Annotated in this window: 14 protein-coding genes; all 14 read left to right on the plus strand. The window is 74.1% G+C overall.

Going from position 1 to position 17,017, the window contains the following annotated elements; all coding sequences use genetic code 11:
- A complete protein-coding gene (gene cobO, locus ACQPY4_RS11125) occupies positions 1-603 on the plus strand; it encodes a cob(I)yrinic acid a,c-diamide adenosyltransferase (RefSeq protein WP_433335211.1) in 603 nt (200 codons plus the stop codon).
- Positions 597-1,919: a cobyrinate a,c-diamide synthase gene (locus tag ACQPY4_RS11130; RefSeq protein WP_433335213.1), complete on the plus strand. Its 1,323-nt coding sequence runs from the start codon at positions 597-599 to the stop codon at positions 1,917-1,919. The genes cobO and ACQPY4_RS11130 overlap by 7 nt, the downstream gene beginning before the upstream one ends.
- Positions 1,916-3,211, plus strand: a complete 1,296-nt coding sequence (cobI, locus tag ACQPY4_RS11135) for a precorrin-2 C(20)-methyltransferase (RefSeq protein ID WP_433335215.1) — start codon at positions 1,916-1,918, stop codon at positions 3,209-3,211. The genes ACQPY4_RS11130 and cobI overlap by 4 nt, the downstream gene beginning before the upstream one ends.
- Complete coding sequence (cobM, locus tag ACQPY4_RS11140; RefSeq protein WP_433335217.1) at positions 3,211-4,011, plus strand: precorrin-4 C(11)-methyltransferase; 801 nt, start codon at positions 3,211-3,213, stop codon at positions 4,009-4,011. Before cobI ends, cobM begins: the two co-directional genes overlap by 1 nt.
- A complete protein-coding gene (locus tag ACQPY4_RS11145; RefSeq protein WP_433335219.1) occupies positions 4,008-4,472 on the plus strand; it encodes a hypothetical protein in 465 nt (154 codons plus the stop codon). Before cobM ends, ACQPY4_RS11145 begins: the two co-directional genes overlap by 4 nt.
- Before the next feature lies 1 nt (position 4,473).
- Positions 4,474-5,736 carry a precorrin-6y C5,15-methyltransferase (decarboxylating) subunit CbiE gene (gene cbiE, locus ACQPY4_RS11150; RefSeq protein ID WP_433335221.1) on the plus strand — a complete coding sequence of 421 codons (1,263 nt, stop codon included), beginning with the start codon at positions 4,474-4,476 and terminating at the stop codon, positions 5,734-5,736.
- Positions 5,737-6,091: 355 nt separating this feature from the next.
- A complete protein-coding gene (gene cobJ / locus ACQPY4_RS11155) occupies positions 6,092-7,744 on the plus strand; it encodes a precorrin-3B C(17)-methyltransferase (protein ID WP_433335223.1) in 1,653 nt (550 codons plus the stop codon).
- A 19-nt stretch (positions 7,745-7,763) separates the two neighbouring features.
- A complete protein-coding gene (locus ACQPY4_RS11160; protein ID WP_433335225.1) occupies positions 7,764-8,372 on the plus strand; it encodes a precorrin-8X methylmutase in 609 nt (202 codons plus the stop codon).
- Positions 8,369-9,274: a sirohydrochlorin chelatase gene (locus ACQPY4_RS11165; RefSeq protein ID WP_433335227.1), complete on the plus strand. Its 906-nt coding sequence runs from the start codon at positions 8,369-8,371 to the stop codon at positions 9,272-9,274. The genes ACQPY4_RS11160 and ACQPY4_RS11165 overlap by 4 nt, the downstream gene beginning before the upstream one ends.
- Position 9,275: 1 nt before the next feature.
- Positions 9,276-10,292 carry an Rv2231c family pyridoxal phosphate-dependent protein CobC gene (gene cobC, locus ACQPY4_RS11170; RefSeq protein WP_433335229.1) on the plus strand — a complete coding sequence of 339 codons (1,017 nt, stop codon included), beginning with the start codon at positions 9,276-9,278 and terminating at the stop codon, positions 10,290-10,292.
- Entirely contained in the window at positions 10,276-12,024 is a 1,749-nt protein-coding gene (cobT, locus tag ACQPY4_RS11175) for a nicotinate-nucleotide--dimethylbenzimidazole phosphoribosyltransferase (RefSeq protein WP_433335231.1), read from the plus strand. Before cobC ends, cobT begins: the two co-directional genes overlap by 17 nt.
- A gap of 153 nt (positions 12,025-12,177) precedes the next feature.
- Positions 12,178-13,416 (plus strand): uroporphyrinogen-III C-methyltransferase, encoded by a 1,239-nt coding sequence (gene cobA, locus ACQPY4_RS11180; RefSeq protein WP_433335233.1) that lies wholly within the window; start codon positions 12,178-12,180, stop codon positions 13,414-13,416.
- Positions 13,413-15,197 carry an AAA family ATPase gene (locus tag ACQPY4_RS11185; RefSeq protein ID WP_433335235.1) on the plus strand — a complete coding sequence of 595 codons (1,785 nt, stop codon included), beginning with the start codon at positions 13,413-13,415 and terminating at the stop codon, positions 15,195-15,197. The genes cobA and ACQPY4_RS11185 overlap by 4 nt, the downstream gene beginning before the upstream one ends.
- A complete protein-coding gene (locus tag ACQPY4_RS11190) occupies positions 15,194-16,837 on the plus strand; it encodes a GTPase family protein (RefSeq protein WP_433335237.1) in 1,644 nt (547 codons plus the stop codon). The genes ACQPY4_RS11185 and ACQPY4_RS11190 overlap by 4 nt, the downstream gene beginning before the upstream one ends.
- Positions 16,838-17,017: the final 180 nt, after the last annotated feature.

The following is a 17,017-nucleotide window of genomic DNA, read 5'->3' on the forward strand; positions in this document are numbered from 1 at the left end:
ATGCCGCAGGGCAAGCCGGAGTACGTGCCGGACGACGGCATGACCACCAGGCAGCGCCGCAACCGGCCGCTGGTGATCGTCCATACGGGTCCGGGCAAGGGCAAGTCGACGGCCGCGTTCGGGCTCGCGCTGCGCGCCTGGAACCAGGGCTGGCCGATCGGGGTGTTCCAGTTCGTGAAGTCCGCCAAGTGGCGCATCGGCGAGGAGCGCGCGCTGCGCGTGCTGGGCGACAGCGGCGAGGGCGGCCCGGTGGCGTGGAACAAGATGGGCGAGGGCTGGTCGTGGATCCAGCGTCCCGGCACCGAGGACGACCACGAGGCCGACGCGCGCGAGGGCTGGGAGCAGATCAAGCGCGACCTGGCCGCCGAGACCTACCGGCTCTACGTGCTGGACGAGTTCACCTACCCGATGAAGTGGGGCTGGATCGACGTCGACGACGTCGTGGCGACCCTGCGGGCGCGCCCCGGCAGCCAGCACGTGGTCGTCACCGGCCGCGGCGCCGACCCCCGGCTGCTGGAGATCGCCGATCTCGTCACCGAGATGGGCAAGGTCAAGCACCCGATGGACCAGGGGCAGAAGGGCCAGAAGGGCATCGAATGGTGAACCGCCTCGTCGTCGCGGCCCCCGCGTCCGGGAGCGGCAAGACGACCGTGGCGACCGGCCTGATGGCCGCGTTCGCCGCGCGCGGCCTGAAGGTCTCGCCGCACAAGGTGGGGCCCGACTACATCGACCCCGGGTACCACGCGCTGGCCACCGGGCGTCCGGGGCGCAACCTCGACCCGTGGCTGACCTCGGAGGAGCTGGTTCCCCGGCTGTTCCTGCACGGCGCCGCCGGGGCCGACCTCGCGGTCGTCGAGGGCGTGATGGGGCTGTACGACGGCGCGTCCGGCGAAGGCGACTTCGCCTCGACCGCGCACGTCGCGCGGCTGCTGGACGCCCCGGTGATCCTGGTGGTCGACGCCGCCGCGGCGGGCCGGTCGGTCGCGGCGACCGTGCACGGGTTCCGCTCGTTCGGCGAGGTCAGGATGGGCGGGGTGATCCTCAACCGGATCGGCTCCGACGGGCACGAAAGGCTGTGCCGCGAGGCCGTGGAGGAACTGGGCGTCCCCGTCCTGGGCGCGCTGCGGCGCACCGACGGCGTCGCGGCGCCGTCCCGGCATCTGGGGCTGGTCCCGGCGGCCGAGCGCAGCGCCGAGGCGGTCGCCATGGTCGAGGGCCTGGGCGCGCTGGTCGCCGCGTCCTGCGATCTGGACGCCGTGCTGGCCCTGGCCCGCAGCGCCCCCGAACTGGCCGCCGACCCCTGGGAGCCGCCCCGCGCGGAACCCGGCGGTGCCCGTCCCAGGATCGCCGTCGCGGGCGGCCCGGCGTTCACGTTCGGATACGCCGAGAACGAGGAACTGCTGGACGCGGCGGGCGCCGAGGTCGTCAGGTTCGACCCGCTGCGCGACGAACGCCTGCCCGAGGGCGCCCGGGGCGTGGTCGTCGGCGGCGGCTTCCCCGAGGTGTACGCGGCCGAGCTGTCGGCCAACGAGCCGCTGCGCCGCGACCTGGCCGCGTTCACCGGCCCGGTCTACGCCGAGTGCGCGGGGCTGCTCTACCTGGCCCGCGAGCTGGACGGCAAGCCGATGTGCGGCGTCCTGTCCGAGGTCACCGCGACGATGGCGCCGCGCCTGACCCTGGGGTACCGCGCCGCGGTAGCGGTGTCCGACTCCATTATCGCGCGCGCGGGCGAACGGGTGCGCGGCCACGAGTTCCACCGGACGCGCACCGAGCCCGGCCACGGCGCGACCGCCGCCTGGCAGTGGACGCCCGACGGCCCCGAGGGATTCGTCCAGGGGTCTTGCGTCGCGTCGTATCTGCACCTGCACTGGGCCGGTAGCCCGGGGTTCGCCCGGAGAATGGTGGACGCCTGCCGATGATCGACCAGACCTTCCGCGACCTCGCCCGGCTCGACGGCGACCGGATCGCGCTGCGCCCCTTCGGGCCCGGTGACGCGGCCGCGCTGACCGAGGCGATCCGGGCCGGGGCGGAGTACTTCCCACCCAACTTCCCGCGCGAGCCCGACGCCGAACGCGTGGCGTGGTGGCTGAACGAGGGCGTCCACCAGCCCCACCGCTTCGGCCTGGCCCTGCACCTGGCCGTCGTCGACCGTCGGGACGACGGCCTGCTCGGCACGCTCGGCCTGTTCAAGGTCGACTGGTCGCAGCTGACCTGCGAGGTCGGCTACGGGATCCGTCCCGGCGCGCGCGGGCGCGGCCACGCCACCGAGGCGCTGCGCCTGGCCTCGCGCTGGGCGCTGGGCGAGGCCGGGCTGCACCGGGTCGAGCTGCGCGCGGCGGTCCACAACGGGGCCTCGGTCCGCGTCGCCGAGAAGGCCGGGTTCCTGCGCGAGGGCGTGGCGCGGGGAGCCGAGCGCGGCCCCGGGGGGAGTCACGACATGATCGTCTTCAGCCTGGTCGCGCCCGACCTGGCCAAGGAGACCCCGGAACGGCCGAAGCTGATCGGCATCGGCGTGGGGCCGGGCGATCCGGAGCTGGTGACGGCCAAGGCCGTCCGCGTCCTGAACGAGGCCGACGTGGTGCTCGTCCCGGTCATGGCGCTGGACGAGGAGGGCCGCGCCGAATCGGTCGTCCGCGCGCACACGGCCAAGGCCGAACGCGTGGTCTTCGCGCTGAACGACAAGGGCGGCGTCACCGGACGCCGCGCCGCCGCCTGGGACGGCGCCGCCGACCGGGTCGTGCGGGCCTTCGACGAGGGCGCGCGCACGGTCGCCTTCGCGACCATCGGCGACCCCAACGTCTACTCGACCTTCACCTACCTGGCGCAGACCGTCCGCGAACGCCGCCCGGACGCCGAGGTCGAGACCGTCCCCGGGATCACCGCGATGCAGGACCTCGCGGCCCGGTCCGGCACCGTCCTGGCCGAGGGCGCCGAGCCGCTGGCGCTGGTGCCGCTCACCGGAGGCGTCGAGCGGTTCCGCGCGGCGCTGGAGACGTGCGACACGGTCGTCGCCTACAAGTTCGGCTCGGTCGCCGAGGAGGTCCTCGAAGTGCTCAAGGACAGCGGCCGGCTGGACGAGGCCGTATACGGGGCCCGTCTCGGGCTGCGGGGTGAGGACATCCGGCCCGCGCGCGAGATCGACGGTCCCGTCCCCTACCTGTCCGCGCTGATCGTCCCGGGTCGGCGCACCAGCCGAGGAGGCAAGCTCTGATGGGCGCCGTCCTGTTCGTCGGCGCCGGTCCCGGCGCCGCCGACCTGCTCACCTTCCGCGCCGCCAAGGCCATCGCCGACGCCGACGTGGTGATCTGGGCGGCCAGCCTGGTGCACCCCGACGTGCTGGAGCACGCCCGCGACGACGCCGAGATCGTCGACTCCGCGCGGCTGCCGATGGAGGGCGTCCTGCCCTACTACGAGCGCGCCGTCGCCGAAGACCTCACGATCGCCCGCATCCACTCCGGCGACCCCGCGCTGTGGGGGGCGCTCCAGGAGCAGCTCGACCGCTGCCGCGAGATGGGCCTGACGACCGAGGTGATCCCCGGGGTGTCGAGCTTCAGCGCGGTCGCCGCGGCCGTCGAGCGCGAGCTGACCATCCCCGAGGTCGCGCAGTCGGTCATCCTGACCAGGCTCGGCGGCGGCAAGACGCCGATGCCCCCGGGGGAGGAGGTCCGCGAGTTCGCCCGGCACGGCACCACGATGGCGCTGTTCCTGTCGGCGGCACGCTCGGGCCAGCTCCAGGAGGAACTCCTCGAAGGCGGATACGCCCCCGACACTCCCTGCGTGGTGGCCTACCAGTGCAGCTGGCCCGACGAGCTGATCGTCCAATGCGAGCTCGCCGACCTGGCCGAGACCGTCAAGGCCAACAAGCTCTGGAAGCACACGCTCGTCCTCGTCGGCCCGGCCCTGTCGGCCGGAGGGACGCGCTCGCACCTGTACCACCCGGGTCACTTCCACGGTCACCGGCGCGCCGAGCCCGCGGCGCGCCGCCGTCTTCGGGAGGCTCGTCGCCCATGACGAGCGAAAACGAGAAGACCCTCGTTCTGTTCACCGACGAGCGCACCGAAAAGGGCGCCCGCAAGATGCTGCCCAAGCTCCCCGAGACCTGCTTCGCCGAGGCGGACGGCGTGTCCCTGCGCCATGCGGCCGAGCGGGGCGTGCGCCAGATCGTGTTCGTCGGAACGATGGACGCGCTGACCAGCCTCGCCACGGGTGCACGCCCCCCGGGAGAGCTCCTTAGCGAGATCACCGCCGACATGGGCGGCACACCTGAGCTTGCCGCCGAGGTCGCCTCGACCGGGAACCCCGGCGAGCTGTGGGAGTCGGCGGGCGTCCTCGGCCCGTGCGGGCGCGAGCTGTGCCGCCGCGCGGCGGGCGTCCTGGAGGAGGAGGCCGGTGGCGCGCTCGCCGCCCAGGTCGTGCTGGTCGACTCCACCGGGGAGCGCATGATCGGCATGTTCGGGCGGATGGCGCGCTGACATGATCACCGTGGTCGGGTACGACGGGTCGCCGCTCGCGGACGCCGCGACGCGGCGGCTCGCGTCGGCCGCGCTCGTGGTCGGCGGCGCCCGCCATCTGGAGGCCGCCCCGATCCCCGAGGGGACGCGGACGGTCGCCATGGGCCCCCTCGCCGCCGCGCTCGACGAGATCGACGCCTGCCCGGGCGAGGTCGTCGTCCTGGCCAGCGGCGACCCCGGATTCTTCGGCATCGTGCGGGCCCTGCGCGAACGCGGACACAGACCCGAAGTGCTCCCGGCACTGTCCTCGGTCGCCCACGCCTTCGCGCGGGCCGGGCTCCCCTGGGACGACGCACTGGTGGTCTCCGCCCACGGCCGCGAACTGCGGCGCGCGGTGAACGCCTGCCGCGCCCACCCCAAGGTCGCGGTGCTGACCGCCCCCGGGGCCGGTCCCGCCGAACTGGCCCGCGAACTGTTCCCGCAGACACCACGTTCCTTCGTGGTCTGCGAAGACCTCGGCGGCCCGGGGGAGCGGATCGTCCATGTACGTCCCGCCGAGGCCACGACCCGCCCCTGGCGCGACCCGAACGTCGTCCTCGTCCTGGACGACCGGCGGCAAGCAGAGGAACGCCGCTGGATCGCCGGGGCAAGCCCAGGCCCAGCCGGATGGGCCCTCCCCGAAGTCGCCTTCGACCATCCCCGCTCGCTGGTGACCAAGGCCGAGGTCCGGGCGTTCGCCCTGGCCAAGCTGGGCCCCCGCCTCGGCGACCTGGTGTGGGACATCGGCGCGGGCAGCGGCTCGGTCGCGATCGAGTGCGCCCGCTTCGGCGCCGCCGTCGTCGCCGTCGAACGCGACGAGGCGTCCTGCGACCGCATCCGCGCGAACGTCCGCGCGCACCGAGTGAAGGTCGCGGTGTCACGAGGCGAGGCCCCGTCCGTCCTCGACCACCTCCCCACCCCCGACGCCGTCTTCGTCGGCGGAGGCGGACCCGAAGTCGTCCAAGCCTGCGCCGCCCGCGCCCTGCGCGTTGTAGTCGTCGCCCTCGCCGCGATCGAGCGCGTCCGCCCCACCCTGGACGCCCTGCGCGCCGAGGGCCTGGAAGCACAGGCCGTCCAGCTCCAGGCGTCCCGCCTAACCGAACTCCCCGGCAACGTCCACCGCCTAGCGGCCCAGAACCCGGTCTTCGTCCTATGGGGCGAATACCCCTGCACAACCGAGCCGCCCCGAACCAGCCCGACCAAGGCGGCCGGACCGCCGGTCGAAGAGATCAGGAGCACGTTGTGAACCGGCTGGTCACGGCCGCCGCATGCTCGCACGAGGCCCGCTGGGGCGTGCGGCTCCCGGCCGCCGAACCGCCCCGAGTTCAGGCGACCGAGACGTCCACCCCACCAGTCGAAGAAATCAGGAGCACGTTGTGAACGGAACGGGGTCCAGGGGCGGAGCCCCTGGCGGGGGGCGCGGGGGCGCGGAGCCCCCGCCAAGGGCTGTGCCGCCCGGAACGGAGCTCCAGCGGAGTGCAGGGCGGCACAGACCGCCGGGGGGCGTGGGGGGTCGTCCCCCCACACCGGTAGGGCTGGTTGCTGCTACCGCGAGTGGGCGTACTGCTGCTGCTGCGCTCGCCGCTGCATGGCCGGACGAGGTGCTGCTTTTCACTGACGAAAAGGCCGCCGACGCGCTGCGGGCGGCTTGGGAGTCGTGTGGGGCGATCGTCAGTTTCCTGGCCGTTGGGGCGACCGTGCGGGTGCTGGCTCCGTTGCTGGAGCACAAGACCAGCGACCCCGCGGTGGTGTGCGTGGACGAGAGCATGCGGTTCGCCGTGGCCGTGCTCGGCGGGCATCACGGCGCGAACCTGCTGGCCCGGCGGCTGACCGGTGTCCTCGGCTGCGAGCCGGTCGTCACCACCGCCAGCGACCAGAGCAACGTCACCCCGCTCGACTCCTACGGCGCCGACCTCGGCTTCACCGTCCACAACCGCGAGTTGCTCGCGCACGTGGGCGCGGCCGTGCTGTCCGGCGAGCCGGTGTTGCTGGACGGTGCCGAGGGGTGGCCGCTGCCCCCGTTGCCCGGCAACGTCGGGCCTGACGTCGATGCGAGTATGGGCATCCTGGTCACCGATGGGGCCGAGCTCGACTGCATGTGCCACGAGGGCTGGTTCGGCAACCGCCTGGTCTACCGGCCGCCGTCGCTGGTCGTCGGGGTCGGGTCGGCGCGCGGCGTCGCCGCCGACGAGGTCGCCGGCCTGGTCGACCGGACGCTTGCGGACGCGGCGCTGGCGCCGGAGTCGGTGCGGTGGCTGGCCACCGTCGACCTGAAGGCCGACGAGGAGGGCATCCTCGCCGTCGCCCGCGAGCGCGGCTGGGAGGTGCTCACCTACCCCGCCGCCGCGCTGGCCGAAATCGAGGTGCCGACGCCGTCCGAGGTCGTCCGGGCCGAGGTCGGGACGCCCAGCGTCGCCGAGGCGTCGGCGCTGCTGGCGGCCCGCTCGATCGGGCGGTCCGGCGAACTGGTCGCGGCCAAGGCCAAGTCGGCCAACGCCACGGCGGCCGTCGCCCGGCTCGTCCCGAAGGGGCGGCTGAGCATCGTCGGCCTCGGGCCCGGCGCACGTGATCTGGTGACCGAGCGGGCGGTGCTGGCTTTGCGGCGCGCGTCGGTGATCGTGGGGCTCGACCAGTACGTCGACCAGGTGCGCGACCTGCTGCGTCCCGGCACCCGGATCCTCGCCAGCGGGCTCGGCCAGGAGGAGGAACGCGCCCGGACGGCCGTCGAGGAGGCCCGGCGCGGCAACGCGGTGGCTCTGATCGGCTCCGGCGACGCCGGGGTGTACGCGATGGCGAGCCCGGCGCTGGAGTTCGCGTCCGATGACATCGAGGTGGACGGTGTCCCCGGCATCACGGCCGCCGTTGCCGCGTCCAACCGGCTGGGCGCCCCGCTCGGGCACGACCACGCCTATATCTCGCTCTCCGACCTGCACACGCCGTGGGAGGTCATCGAGCGGCGGGTGCGCGCCGCCGCCGAGGGCGACTTCACCGTCTGCTTCTACAACCCGCGCAGCAAGGCCCGGGACTGGCAGCTCACCAAGGCGCTGGAGATCCTGGCCGGGCACCGGCCGCCGGACACGCCGGTCGGGTTCGTGCGCAACGCCACCCGCCCGGACGAGACCGCCACCCTCACCACGATCGCCGAGATCGACCCGGCCCAGGTCGACATGTTCACGGTCGTCCTGGTCGGGTCCAGCCGCAGCCGCGCCGTGGCCGGGCGATTCGTCACCCCACGGGGGTATCGATGGGCGTAGCCGAACGTAGGGAGAGTCCGTGAACGAGGAACGCGCCGTTCGCCAGCCCCACCCGATCGAGGTCAGGTCGTACGAGATCCTGCGCTCGCGGGTCGACCTGTCCCCGATGCCGCCGCTGTGGCGGGCCGTGGCCGAGCGCGTGATCCATGCCAGCGCCGACCTGGAGTACGCCGTCGACCTGGTCACCCGCGAGGAGCACCTGCTCCAGGGCTGGACCGCGCTCCAGGCCGGGGCGCCGGTCGTCACCGACGTGGCCATGGTCGCCGCCGGGATCACCGCCCGGGAGACGATCTGCCAGATCGACGACCCGGCGGCGGCCCGGCTCGCCCGCGCGGCCGGCATCACCCGCTCGGCCGCCGCGATCCGGCTGTCCTACGCCGAGGTGGGCCCCGGCGCGGTGTGGGTCGTCGGCTGCGCCCCCACCGCCCTGGACGAGCTCATCGCGCGCCGGACCACGCCCGCCCTGGTCATCGGGCTCCCGGTGGGCTTCGTCGGCGCCGCCGAGTCCAAGGAGGCGCTGCGGGCCAGCGGGCTGCCGCAGCTCAGCAACGTCTCCGAGAAGGGCGGGTCCGCGGTCGCCGCGGCCGCCCTGAACGCACTGCTCTACTTCGAGGGAGAAACACCTTGAGCACGCCCCTGCTGCTCGTCGGCCACGGCACGCGAGACGAGGACGGCGTCGCCGACTTCGGCCGGTTCGTCGAGCGTCTGCGCGGCCGGATGGCGGTGCCGGTCGAGGGCGGCTTCATCGAGCTGTCGCCGCCGCCGCTCACCGAGGCCGTCGCGTCGCTGTTCGAGGCCGGGCACCGGCGCGTCGCGGCCGTCCCGATGGTGCTGGTCGCCGCAGGGCACGGCAAGGGCGACATCCCGGGGGCGATGGCCCGCGAACTGGTCAGGCACCCCGGGTTGTCCTACACCTACGGGCGTCCCCTGGGCCCCCACCCGACGCTGCTTCGCCTTCTGGGGGAGCGGCTCGACACCGTCCTCGCCGGACCCGGCACCGGCGTCCTGCTGGTGGGGCGCGGCTCCACCGACCCCGACGCCAACTCCGAGGTGCACAAGGTCGCCCGCCTGTTCTGGGAGGGACGCGGCGCGTCCGGGCCCGAGCAGGGCCCCGGCCTGCTGGGCGTCGAGCCCGCGTTCATCTCGCTGGCCCGGCCGAGCGTCCCCGAGGGCCTGGAACGGCTCCGGCTCCTGGGCGCGCGGCGGATCGTCGTCCTGCCGTACTTCCTGTTCTCCGGCGTCCTGCCCGACCGCGTGGTCGAGGAGACGCGGGACTACGCCTCCGGGCACCCCGAGCTGGACGTCCGCTCGGCCGCGGTGATCGGCGACTGCGACGGCCTGGCCGACGTCGTGGTCGAGCGCTACGAGGAGGCCCTGGCGGGCGACATCCGCATGAACTGCGACACCTGCGTGTACCGGATCGCCATCCCCGGCTTCGAGGACCGCGTCGGCGCCCCCCAGACCCCGCACCACCACCCGGACGACCCGACCGGGCATGGCCACGGGCACGGCCACGCGCACGCCCACTGACATGGACGAGTTCGATCTGTGGCACCACGGCGACGCCGAGGTCGGCGGGGGCCTGGCCGACTTCGCGGTCAACGTCCGTCCCGGCACGCCCCCCGCCTGGCTGGCCGAGCGCATACGGGACGCCGTCTCCGGGCTGGCGGCCTACCCCGACCCGTCGGCGGCCCGCGCCGCGGTCGCCCGCAGGCACGGCCGCGCCTCGGAGGAGGTGCTGCTGACCGCCGGGGCCGCCGAGGCGTTCGTCCTGGCCGCCCGGGCCCTGACCCCGCGCCGCGCGGTCGTGGTGCACCCGCAGTTCACCGAGCCCGAGGCCGCGCTGCGGGCCGCGGGCCACGACGTCGAGCGGGTCGTCCTGGGCAAGGACTTCACGCTGGACCCGGCCGACGTCCCCGCTGGGGCCGACCTGGTGATGATCGGCAACCCGACCAACCCGACGTCCGTCCTGCACCCGGCCGAGGCGATCACCGCGCTCGCCCGGCCCGGCCGGACGGTCGTGGTCGACGAGGCGTTCATGGACTGCGTCCCCGGGGAGCCCGAGAGCCTGGCGTCCCGGCTCCCCTCGGGTGTCGTGGTGATCCGCAGCCTCACCAAGACCTGGGGGCTCGCCGGGCTCCGCGCGGGCTACGTCCTGGCCGAGCCGCGCACCATCGCCCGCCTGGCCGAGGCCCAGCCGCTGTGGGCCCTGTCGACGCCCGCGCTGGTGGCGATCGAGGCGTGCAGCACCCCGGACGCCGTCGCCGAGGCCGCCGCCTGGGCCGCGAGCATGACCGCCGAGCGCGAGCGGCTGACGGCCGAACTGTCCGCGCGCGGCCTCTACATCGTCCCGGGGGCCCGAGCGTCCTTCCTCTGTGCCCGAGTCCCCGATGCCCTGGGCATCAGGGCCCTGCTCAGGCAGCGCGGCTACGCCGTCCGCCGCGGCGACACCTTCCCCGGCCTGGGCACCGACTGGCTCCGCATCGCCGTCCGCGACCGCCTCGCCAACGACGCCCTCCTGGAGGTGCTCGGTGACCTGGGCATTTGAGGACGAGGCCCGGGAGAGCGTGCACCGGGTGATCGCCGAGCGGCGGGACATGCGCGACGGGTTCCTGCCCGACCCGGTCGACGACGCCGTGCTCACCCGGGTGCTCGCGGCCGCCCACGCCGCTCCCTCGGTCGGGCTCACCCAGCCCTGGGACTTCCTGATCATCCGGGACGCCGGACGGCGGGAGCGCGTCCGCGACCTCGCCGAACGGCAGCGCGCCGCCTACGCCGCGTCCCTGGTCGCGCCGAGGGCCGCCCGCTTCGACCGGCTCAAGGTCGAGGCGATCCTGGAGGCGCCGGTCAACATCGCCGTCACCTGCGATCCCACCCGGGGCGGACGCAACCCGCTGGGACGCCGCACCCAGCCCAAGACCGCCCCCTACTCGGTGGCCTGCGCCGTCCAGAACCTCTGGCTCGCCGCCCGCGCCGAGGGTCTGGGGGTCGGCTGGGTGAGCTTCTTCGAAGAGCGCGAGCTGGCCGCCGAGCTGGGCCTTCCCACGCACCTGGAGATCGTGGCATACCTGTGCGTGGGCCACGTCCGCGAATTCCCGCCCGCCCCCAAGCTGGCGCTGGACGGCTGGGCCCGCCGCCGTCCGCTGGCGTGGGCGGTGCACCACGAGACCTACGGGCGGCAGGGGCTGCCCGGGGAGGACACCGTGAACCTCATCGAGCAGACCGTCGCCGCCGTCCGTCCCCCCGACCAGGCCGCGATGCGCGACGCCCGCGACCACCAGGCCCGCCTGACCAAACCGCCCGGCTCGCTCGGCGCCCTGGAGGAGGTCTCGGTCCGGCTCGCCGGGCTGGCCGGGACGTGCCCGCCCCCCATCCCCGAGCCCGCCGCCGTCGCGATCTTCGCCGCCGACCACGGCGTCCACGCCCAGGGCGTCACCCCGTGGCCGCAGGAGGTCACCGCGCAGATGGTGGCCAACTTCCTGGCCGGGGGAGCGGTCGTCAACGCCTTCGCCGGTCAGGTCGGCGCCGAGGTGAGCGTTGTCGACATCGGCGTCGCCGCCGACCTGGAGGCGGCGCCCGGCCTGCTCCCGCGCAAGGTCGCGCGCGGCACCGCCGACCTGACCCGGGGCCCCGCGATGACCCCCGGCCAGACCCGCCGGGCCGTCGAGACCGGCATCGAGGTCGCCCGCGACCTGGTCTCGTCCGGCGCCCGCTGCCTGATCACCGGCGACATGGGCATCGCCAACACGACCGCCTCGGCCGCCCTCGTCGCCGCCTTCACCGGCCTGCCCGCCGAGGACGTCACCGGACGCGGCACCGGCATCGACGACGCCACCTACGCCCGCAAGGTCGCGGTCGTCCGCACGGCCCTCGGGCTGCACGCACCCGCGATCGACCGCGGCGACCCGCTGGAGATCCTCGCGGCGGTCGGCGGCCTCGAACACGCCGCGCTGACCGGCTTCCTGCTCGGCGCCGCCGCGCTGCGCGTCCCCGTCGTGCTGGACGGCGTGATCGCCGGTGCCGCCGCACTGGCCGCCGCCGCCCTGTGCCCCGACGCCCAGGCCGCCTGGGTCGCGGGCCACCGATCCGCCGAGCCCGGCCACTCCGCCACGGTCTCCCACCTGGGCCTTCGTCCCCTGGTCGACCTCGAACTGCGGCTCGGCGAGGGCACCGGCGCGCTGCTGGCCCTCCCGCTGGTCCAGGGGGCGGTCAGGGTGCTGCACGAGGTCGCCACCTTCGACTCGGCAGGGGTGAGCGACAAGCCGGTCCCCGGAGAGTAACGGCATGATCACGGCTAGAGTCACGCTCGGCTATCGACTCGGCAGGGGGCCTCTCCATGAGCGTGCCAACCCGAGTACCTTTGGTCCGCATAGACACAAGTCCGTCACCCGCGTCCGCGAACAACCCCAGAGCCCAGAACGAGAGAATCTGACGTGGCCCCGTATCTACTTGGACTCCGGCTCGGCGGGCGACGCGTCCTCGTCGTCGGCGGGGGTCGGGTCGCCCAGCGCCGCGTGCCCGCGCTGCTGGCGGCGGGTGCCGAGGTCGTGCTGGTCGCCCCCGAGGTCACCCCGGCCCTCGACGACCTGATCAGGGACGGCAGGGTCACCTGGCACGCGCGCCCCTACGCCCAGGGCGACTGCGCGGGCGCCTGGCTGGTGCAGGCGGTCACCGACGACGGCAAGGTCAACGGCGCGGTCGCCGCCGAGGCCGAGGCCGCGCGGATCTGGTGCGTCCGGGCCGACGACGCCGACGCCTCCGCCGCCTGGACCCCCGCGAGCGGGCAGGTCGGCGAGACCACCGTCGGCGTCCTGGCCGGGGGAGACCCCCGCCGCGCCGCCGGAATCCGCGACGCCGTGGTCGACGGGCTGCGCGACGCCACCCTCGAAGGACGCCACTCCCGGCACAAGCCCGTCGGCGTGGCCCTGGTCGGCGGCGGCCCCGGCGACCCCGGGCTGATCACCGTCCGCGGCCGGCAGCTGCTCGCCCAGGCCGACGTGGTCGTCACCGACCGCCTCGCCCCCCGCGAACTGCTCGACGAGCTCGCCGCCGACGTCGAGGTCGTCGACGCCGCCAAGATCCCCTACGGCCGCACCGTCACCCAAGACCGCATCAACGACTACCTGGTCGAATACGCCCGCCAGGGCAAGTTCGTCGTCCGGCTCAAGGGCGGCGACCCGTTCGTGTTCGGCCGCGGCGGCGAAGAAGTGATCCACTGCGCCCGGCACGGCATCCCGGTCACGGTCGTGCCCGGCATCACCAGCGCCGTCGCCGCGCCGTCCGCCGCCGGAATCCCGGTCACCCACCGGGGCGTAGCCCAGGACTTCCACGTGGTCTCCGCGCACATCGCCCCCGACGCGGCCGCCTCGACCGTCGACTGGCAGGCCCTCGGCCGCGCCCAGGGCACGCTGGTCCTGCTCATGGCCGTGGAGCGGATGGCCCTGATCGCCGAAACGCTCGTGCGCTATGGTCGGACGCCTGACACGCCGGTCGCCGTCGTCCAGGACGGAACCCTCCCCGGCCAGCGCACGGTGACCGCGACACTGGCCACGGTGGCGGGCGTGATGGAGGCCGAGGCGATCCGGCCCCCGGCGATCGTGGTCGTGGGCGACGTGGTCGCCGTGGCACGAGAAGTCGACATGATCCGAGCGGACTTGGGACGGGATCCGTGACCTCCCCGGCAGAGCAGAGCGCGGTCCACGACGAGCAAGCCCGCGGCCCGGCCGCGGGCCGGCGCGCGTTCGGACGGCCCGACGAGAACGAGGTCACGGTGCGGTACGGCGAGCTCAAACGCGCGCTCACCGGCCTGCGCGACCAGCTGGAGTCCTTCGAGTTCGTCCTGGAGGTCCCCGGCGTCGAGGAGGCCCGCGAGGCCCGGCTGGAGATCAAGAACCAGCTCGAAGACTACGTGCTGCCGCGCATCGCGGCCGCGGGCAAGCCCATGCTCGTCGTCCTCGGCGGATCCACCGGCGCGGGCAAGTCGACGCTGGTCAACACCCTCGTCGGCGCCCGGGTCAGCGCCACCGGCGTGCTGCGCCCCACCACCAGCAGCCCCATCCTGGTCTGCCACCCCGACCACACCGACTGGTTCCTCCAGGGCCCCATGCTCCCCGGCATGGGCCGCGTCCGGGGCCCCGCCCCCGACGCCATCGCCGGCGACCAGCTGGTGATCATCGCCAGCGACGTCATCCCGCCCGGCCTGGCCCTGCTCGACAGCCCCGACTTCGACTCGGTCTTCGAAGACCACTACGAGTTCGCCACCAAGCTCATGGCCGCCGCCGACCTGTGGCTCTGCGTCACCACCGCCGCCCGGTACGCCGATGCCCAGGTCTGGCAGATGCTCAAGCGCGCCAAGGAGAACGGCGCCACCATCGGCGTCGTGCTCTCCCGCGTTCCGCAGGGCGCCGGATCCGAGGTCGTCGACCACTTCGCCGGGATGCTCGACGACAACGGCGTCGGCGACGCCCGCCGCTTCACCGTCCCCGAGACCCGCATCGAAGACAGCCGCCTCCCCGAAGAGGCCGTCGACGGCATCCGCGCCTGGCTCGTCGACATCGCCGAGAGCGCCCACGACCGCGAGGTCGTCATCGGCGACACGCTGATCGGCGTCCTGAACAGCTTCCGCACCCGCGTCCCCCAGCTGGCCAAGCAGGTCGAGATCCAGGTCCAGAAGCGGGCCGAGCTCCAGCACGAGATCGAGGGCGCCTACGGCACCGCCCTGGCCGAGCTCGACGAGGCCACCCGCAACGGCTCCCTCCTGCGCGGCGAGGTGCTCGCCCGCTGGCAGGACTTCGCCGGAACCGGCGACCTCCAGCGCGCCCTGCACGTCCAGCGCGGCAGGCCCGGACGCCGCTCGTCCCGGCGCCGCCGCAGCCCCGCCCGCGTCCGCTCCCTCAAGGCCGCCCTGCGCGGCGGCCTCGAATCGCTGATCCTGGCCTCCGCCGAGCACGCCGCCGAAGACGTCATCGCCCGCTGGCGCGCCCACCCGTCCGGCGACCGCGTATTGGACGGCCCCGCCGCCCAGCTCAACGGCGTCTCCCCGGAGCTCTCCCGCCGCGTCACCCGCGCCGTCAGCTCCTGGCAGGACCACGTCCAGGAACTCATCGCCACCGAAGGCGTCACCAAGCGCTCGGTCGCCAAGCTCGTCTCGTTCGACTCCGAGGCCCTCTCCCTGGTCCTGATGATCGGCCTGCTCGGCTACGGAACCTCCGACGTCGCCGTCGAAGGCGGCACCAGCGCCGTCCCGCAACGCCTCCTCAAGGCCCTGTTCGGCGCCGAATCCCTGCGCGGCATGGGCGCCAAGGCCCGCGCCGACCTGCGCAGCCGCATCGGGATGCTGTTCGACGAGGAGGCCATCCGCTTCGGCCAGGCGCTCGACGCCGCCGCGATCCCCGACGAGACCGTCCCCGTCCAGCTCTACCAGGCCACCTACAACCTCGAGGTCGCCCGATGACCACCTCGGCCCTCCCCGCGCAGGCGGAAGCCCAGGGCATTCCCACCCGCCTCGACGGGCTCGACCGCCTCCTGCGCCTGGGCACCGGCCGCCTCGACCAGAACCTGCTGGACGAGACCGCCGTCCTGCTCGACCGCGCCGGCCAGCGGCTCCGCCTGTCCGGCGAGCACACCGTCGTCACCCTCGCGGGCGGCACGGGCAGCGGCAAGTCGTCCCTGTTCAACGCCATCTGCGGCCTCGAACTCTCGCCCACGGGCGTCCGCCGCCCGATGACGTCCAAGGCCCACGCCTGCGTCTGGGGCCTGGACGGCGCCGGCCCCCTGCTCGACTGGCTCGACGTCGACAAGCGCCACCGCTACGCCCGCGCCAGCGCACTCGACCTCGAACGCGCCGACAGCACCCTGCAGGGCCTGGTGCTGATCGACCTGCCCGACCACGACTCCATCCAGGCCCTGCACCGCGCCGAGGTCGACCGCTTCGTCACCATCGCCGACCTGCTGGTCTGGGTCGTCGACCCGCAGAAGTACGCCGACGCCGCCCTGCACCGCAACTACATCGTCCCGTTCGCCCAGCACGCCGGCGTCACCCTGATCGTCCTGAACCAGGTCGACCGCCTCCAGCCCGGCGAGGCCGACGACTGCGTCGCCGACCTGCGCCGCCTCCTGGAGGCCGAGGGCCTGGCCGACCCCCGCATCGTCACCACCTCGGCCGTCTCCGAGGACGGCGTCCGCGGCTTCCGCGACGTCCTGGTCGACACCGTCGCCGCCCGCCAGGCCCGCTCCCAGCGCCTGGCCGCCGACCTCGGCAACCTGGCCGAACGCTTCGTCGACCTGCGCGGCGACACCGACCCGCCCACCCACGTCGACGACGACCGCCGCGCCGCCCTCGTCCAGGCCCTCACCGACGCCGCCGGAGCCCCCGCCGTCGCCGAGGCTATGGAGAGCGCCTACGAACTGCGCGCCGCCGACTTCATCGGCTGGCCCGTCACCGCCCTGGTCACCCGCCTGCGCAGCGACCCCCTGCGCCGCATGCGCCTCACCGAACTCCGCGACGAGCTCCGCGGCGCCTTCACCGGCCCCATCGGCGCCCAGCAGGGCGACGTCGACAACGCCCTCCAGGGCGTCACCGACGGCGTCACCGCGGGCCTCCCCGCCCCCTGGGCCCGCTCCGTCCGCGCCGCCGCCCGCACCCACGCGACCGAACTCCCCGAAGCCCTGGGCGGCTCCCTGAAGGACGCCCTCCCCACCTTCAACCAGGTTCCCCGCTGGTGGTGGCTGGTCAAGACCTGGCAGTACTTCCTCGTCCTGGTCAGCATCCTCGGCGTCGCCTGGATCGGCGTCCTGGTCGCCTACGGCGTCCTAGAAGTAGCAGACGCCCCCGACAGCCTCTTCGACGAGCCCGGCCTCATCCCCTACGTGGCCATCCTCACCGTCTCCACCCTGGGCATGGGGCTCCTCACCTCGTCCGCCTGCCGCAACCTGGTGGCGCTCTCCTCCGCCAAACACGGCGCCCGCATGGAAGCCGCCATGCGCGAACGCATAGAGCACCTGGCCCAAGAAAAGGTCCTAGACCCGGTAACCACCGAACTAGAGACCTACGCCCGCTTCCGCAAAGCCCTAACCCAACTCCAAACCCCGTAACCACCACCCGCACCACAGCCCGGGCCCCCACGTCCCGACCCCATCTCCGCCGGCCACCCACCCCCAGCGCTCCCACGACAGCGCAAAGGACCCCCAACCGCAGGTCCCGGGACGCCCCATGCGACACGAGGGCAGAGACGCCAGGGCCGCACACCTCCTGCGCCTCACCCGAAGTTATCC

The organism is Spirillospora sp. CA-294931, from assembly GCF_050946795.1.
Lineage (GTDB): Bacteria > Actinomycetota > Actinomycetes > Streptosporangiales > Streptosporangiaceae > Spirillospora.

Bases quoted from the DNA above. Each gene is read 5' to 3' on its own strand.
- cobC (WP_433335229.1), top strand. From the start codon at position 9,276: ATGGACGAGTTCGATCTGTGGCACCACGGCGACGCCGAGGTCGGCGGG.
- cobI (WP_433335215.1), top strand. From the start codon at position 1,916: ATGATCGACCAGACCTTCCGCGACCTCGCCCGGCTCGACGGCGACCGG.
- ACQPY4_RS11130 (WP_433335213.1), top strand. From the start codon at position 597: ATGGTGAACCGCCTCGTCGTCGCGGCCCCCGCGTCCGGGAGCGGCAAG.
- cobM (WP_433335217.1), top strand. From the start codon at position 3,211: ATGGGCGCCGTCCTGTTCGTCGGCGCCGGTCCCGGCGCCGCCGACCTG.
- cbiE (WP_433335221.1), top strand. From the start codon at position 4,474: ATGATCACCGTGGTCGGGTACGACGGGTCGCCGCTCGCGGACGCCGCG.
- ACQPY4_RS11190 (WP_433335237.1), top strand. From the start codon at position 15,194: ATGACCACCTCGGCCCTCCCCGCGCAGGCGGAAGCCCAGGGCATTCCC.
- ACQPY4_RS11145 (WP_433335219.1), top strand. From the start codon at position 4,008: ATGACGAGCGAAAACGAGAAGACCCTCGTTCTGTTCACCGACGAGCGC.
- cobO (WP_433335211.1), top strand. From the start codon at position 1: ATGCCGCAGGGCAAGCCGGAGTACGTGCCGGACGACGGCATGACCACC.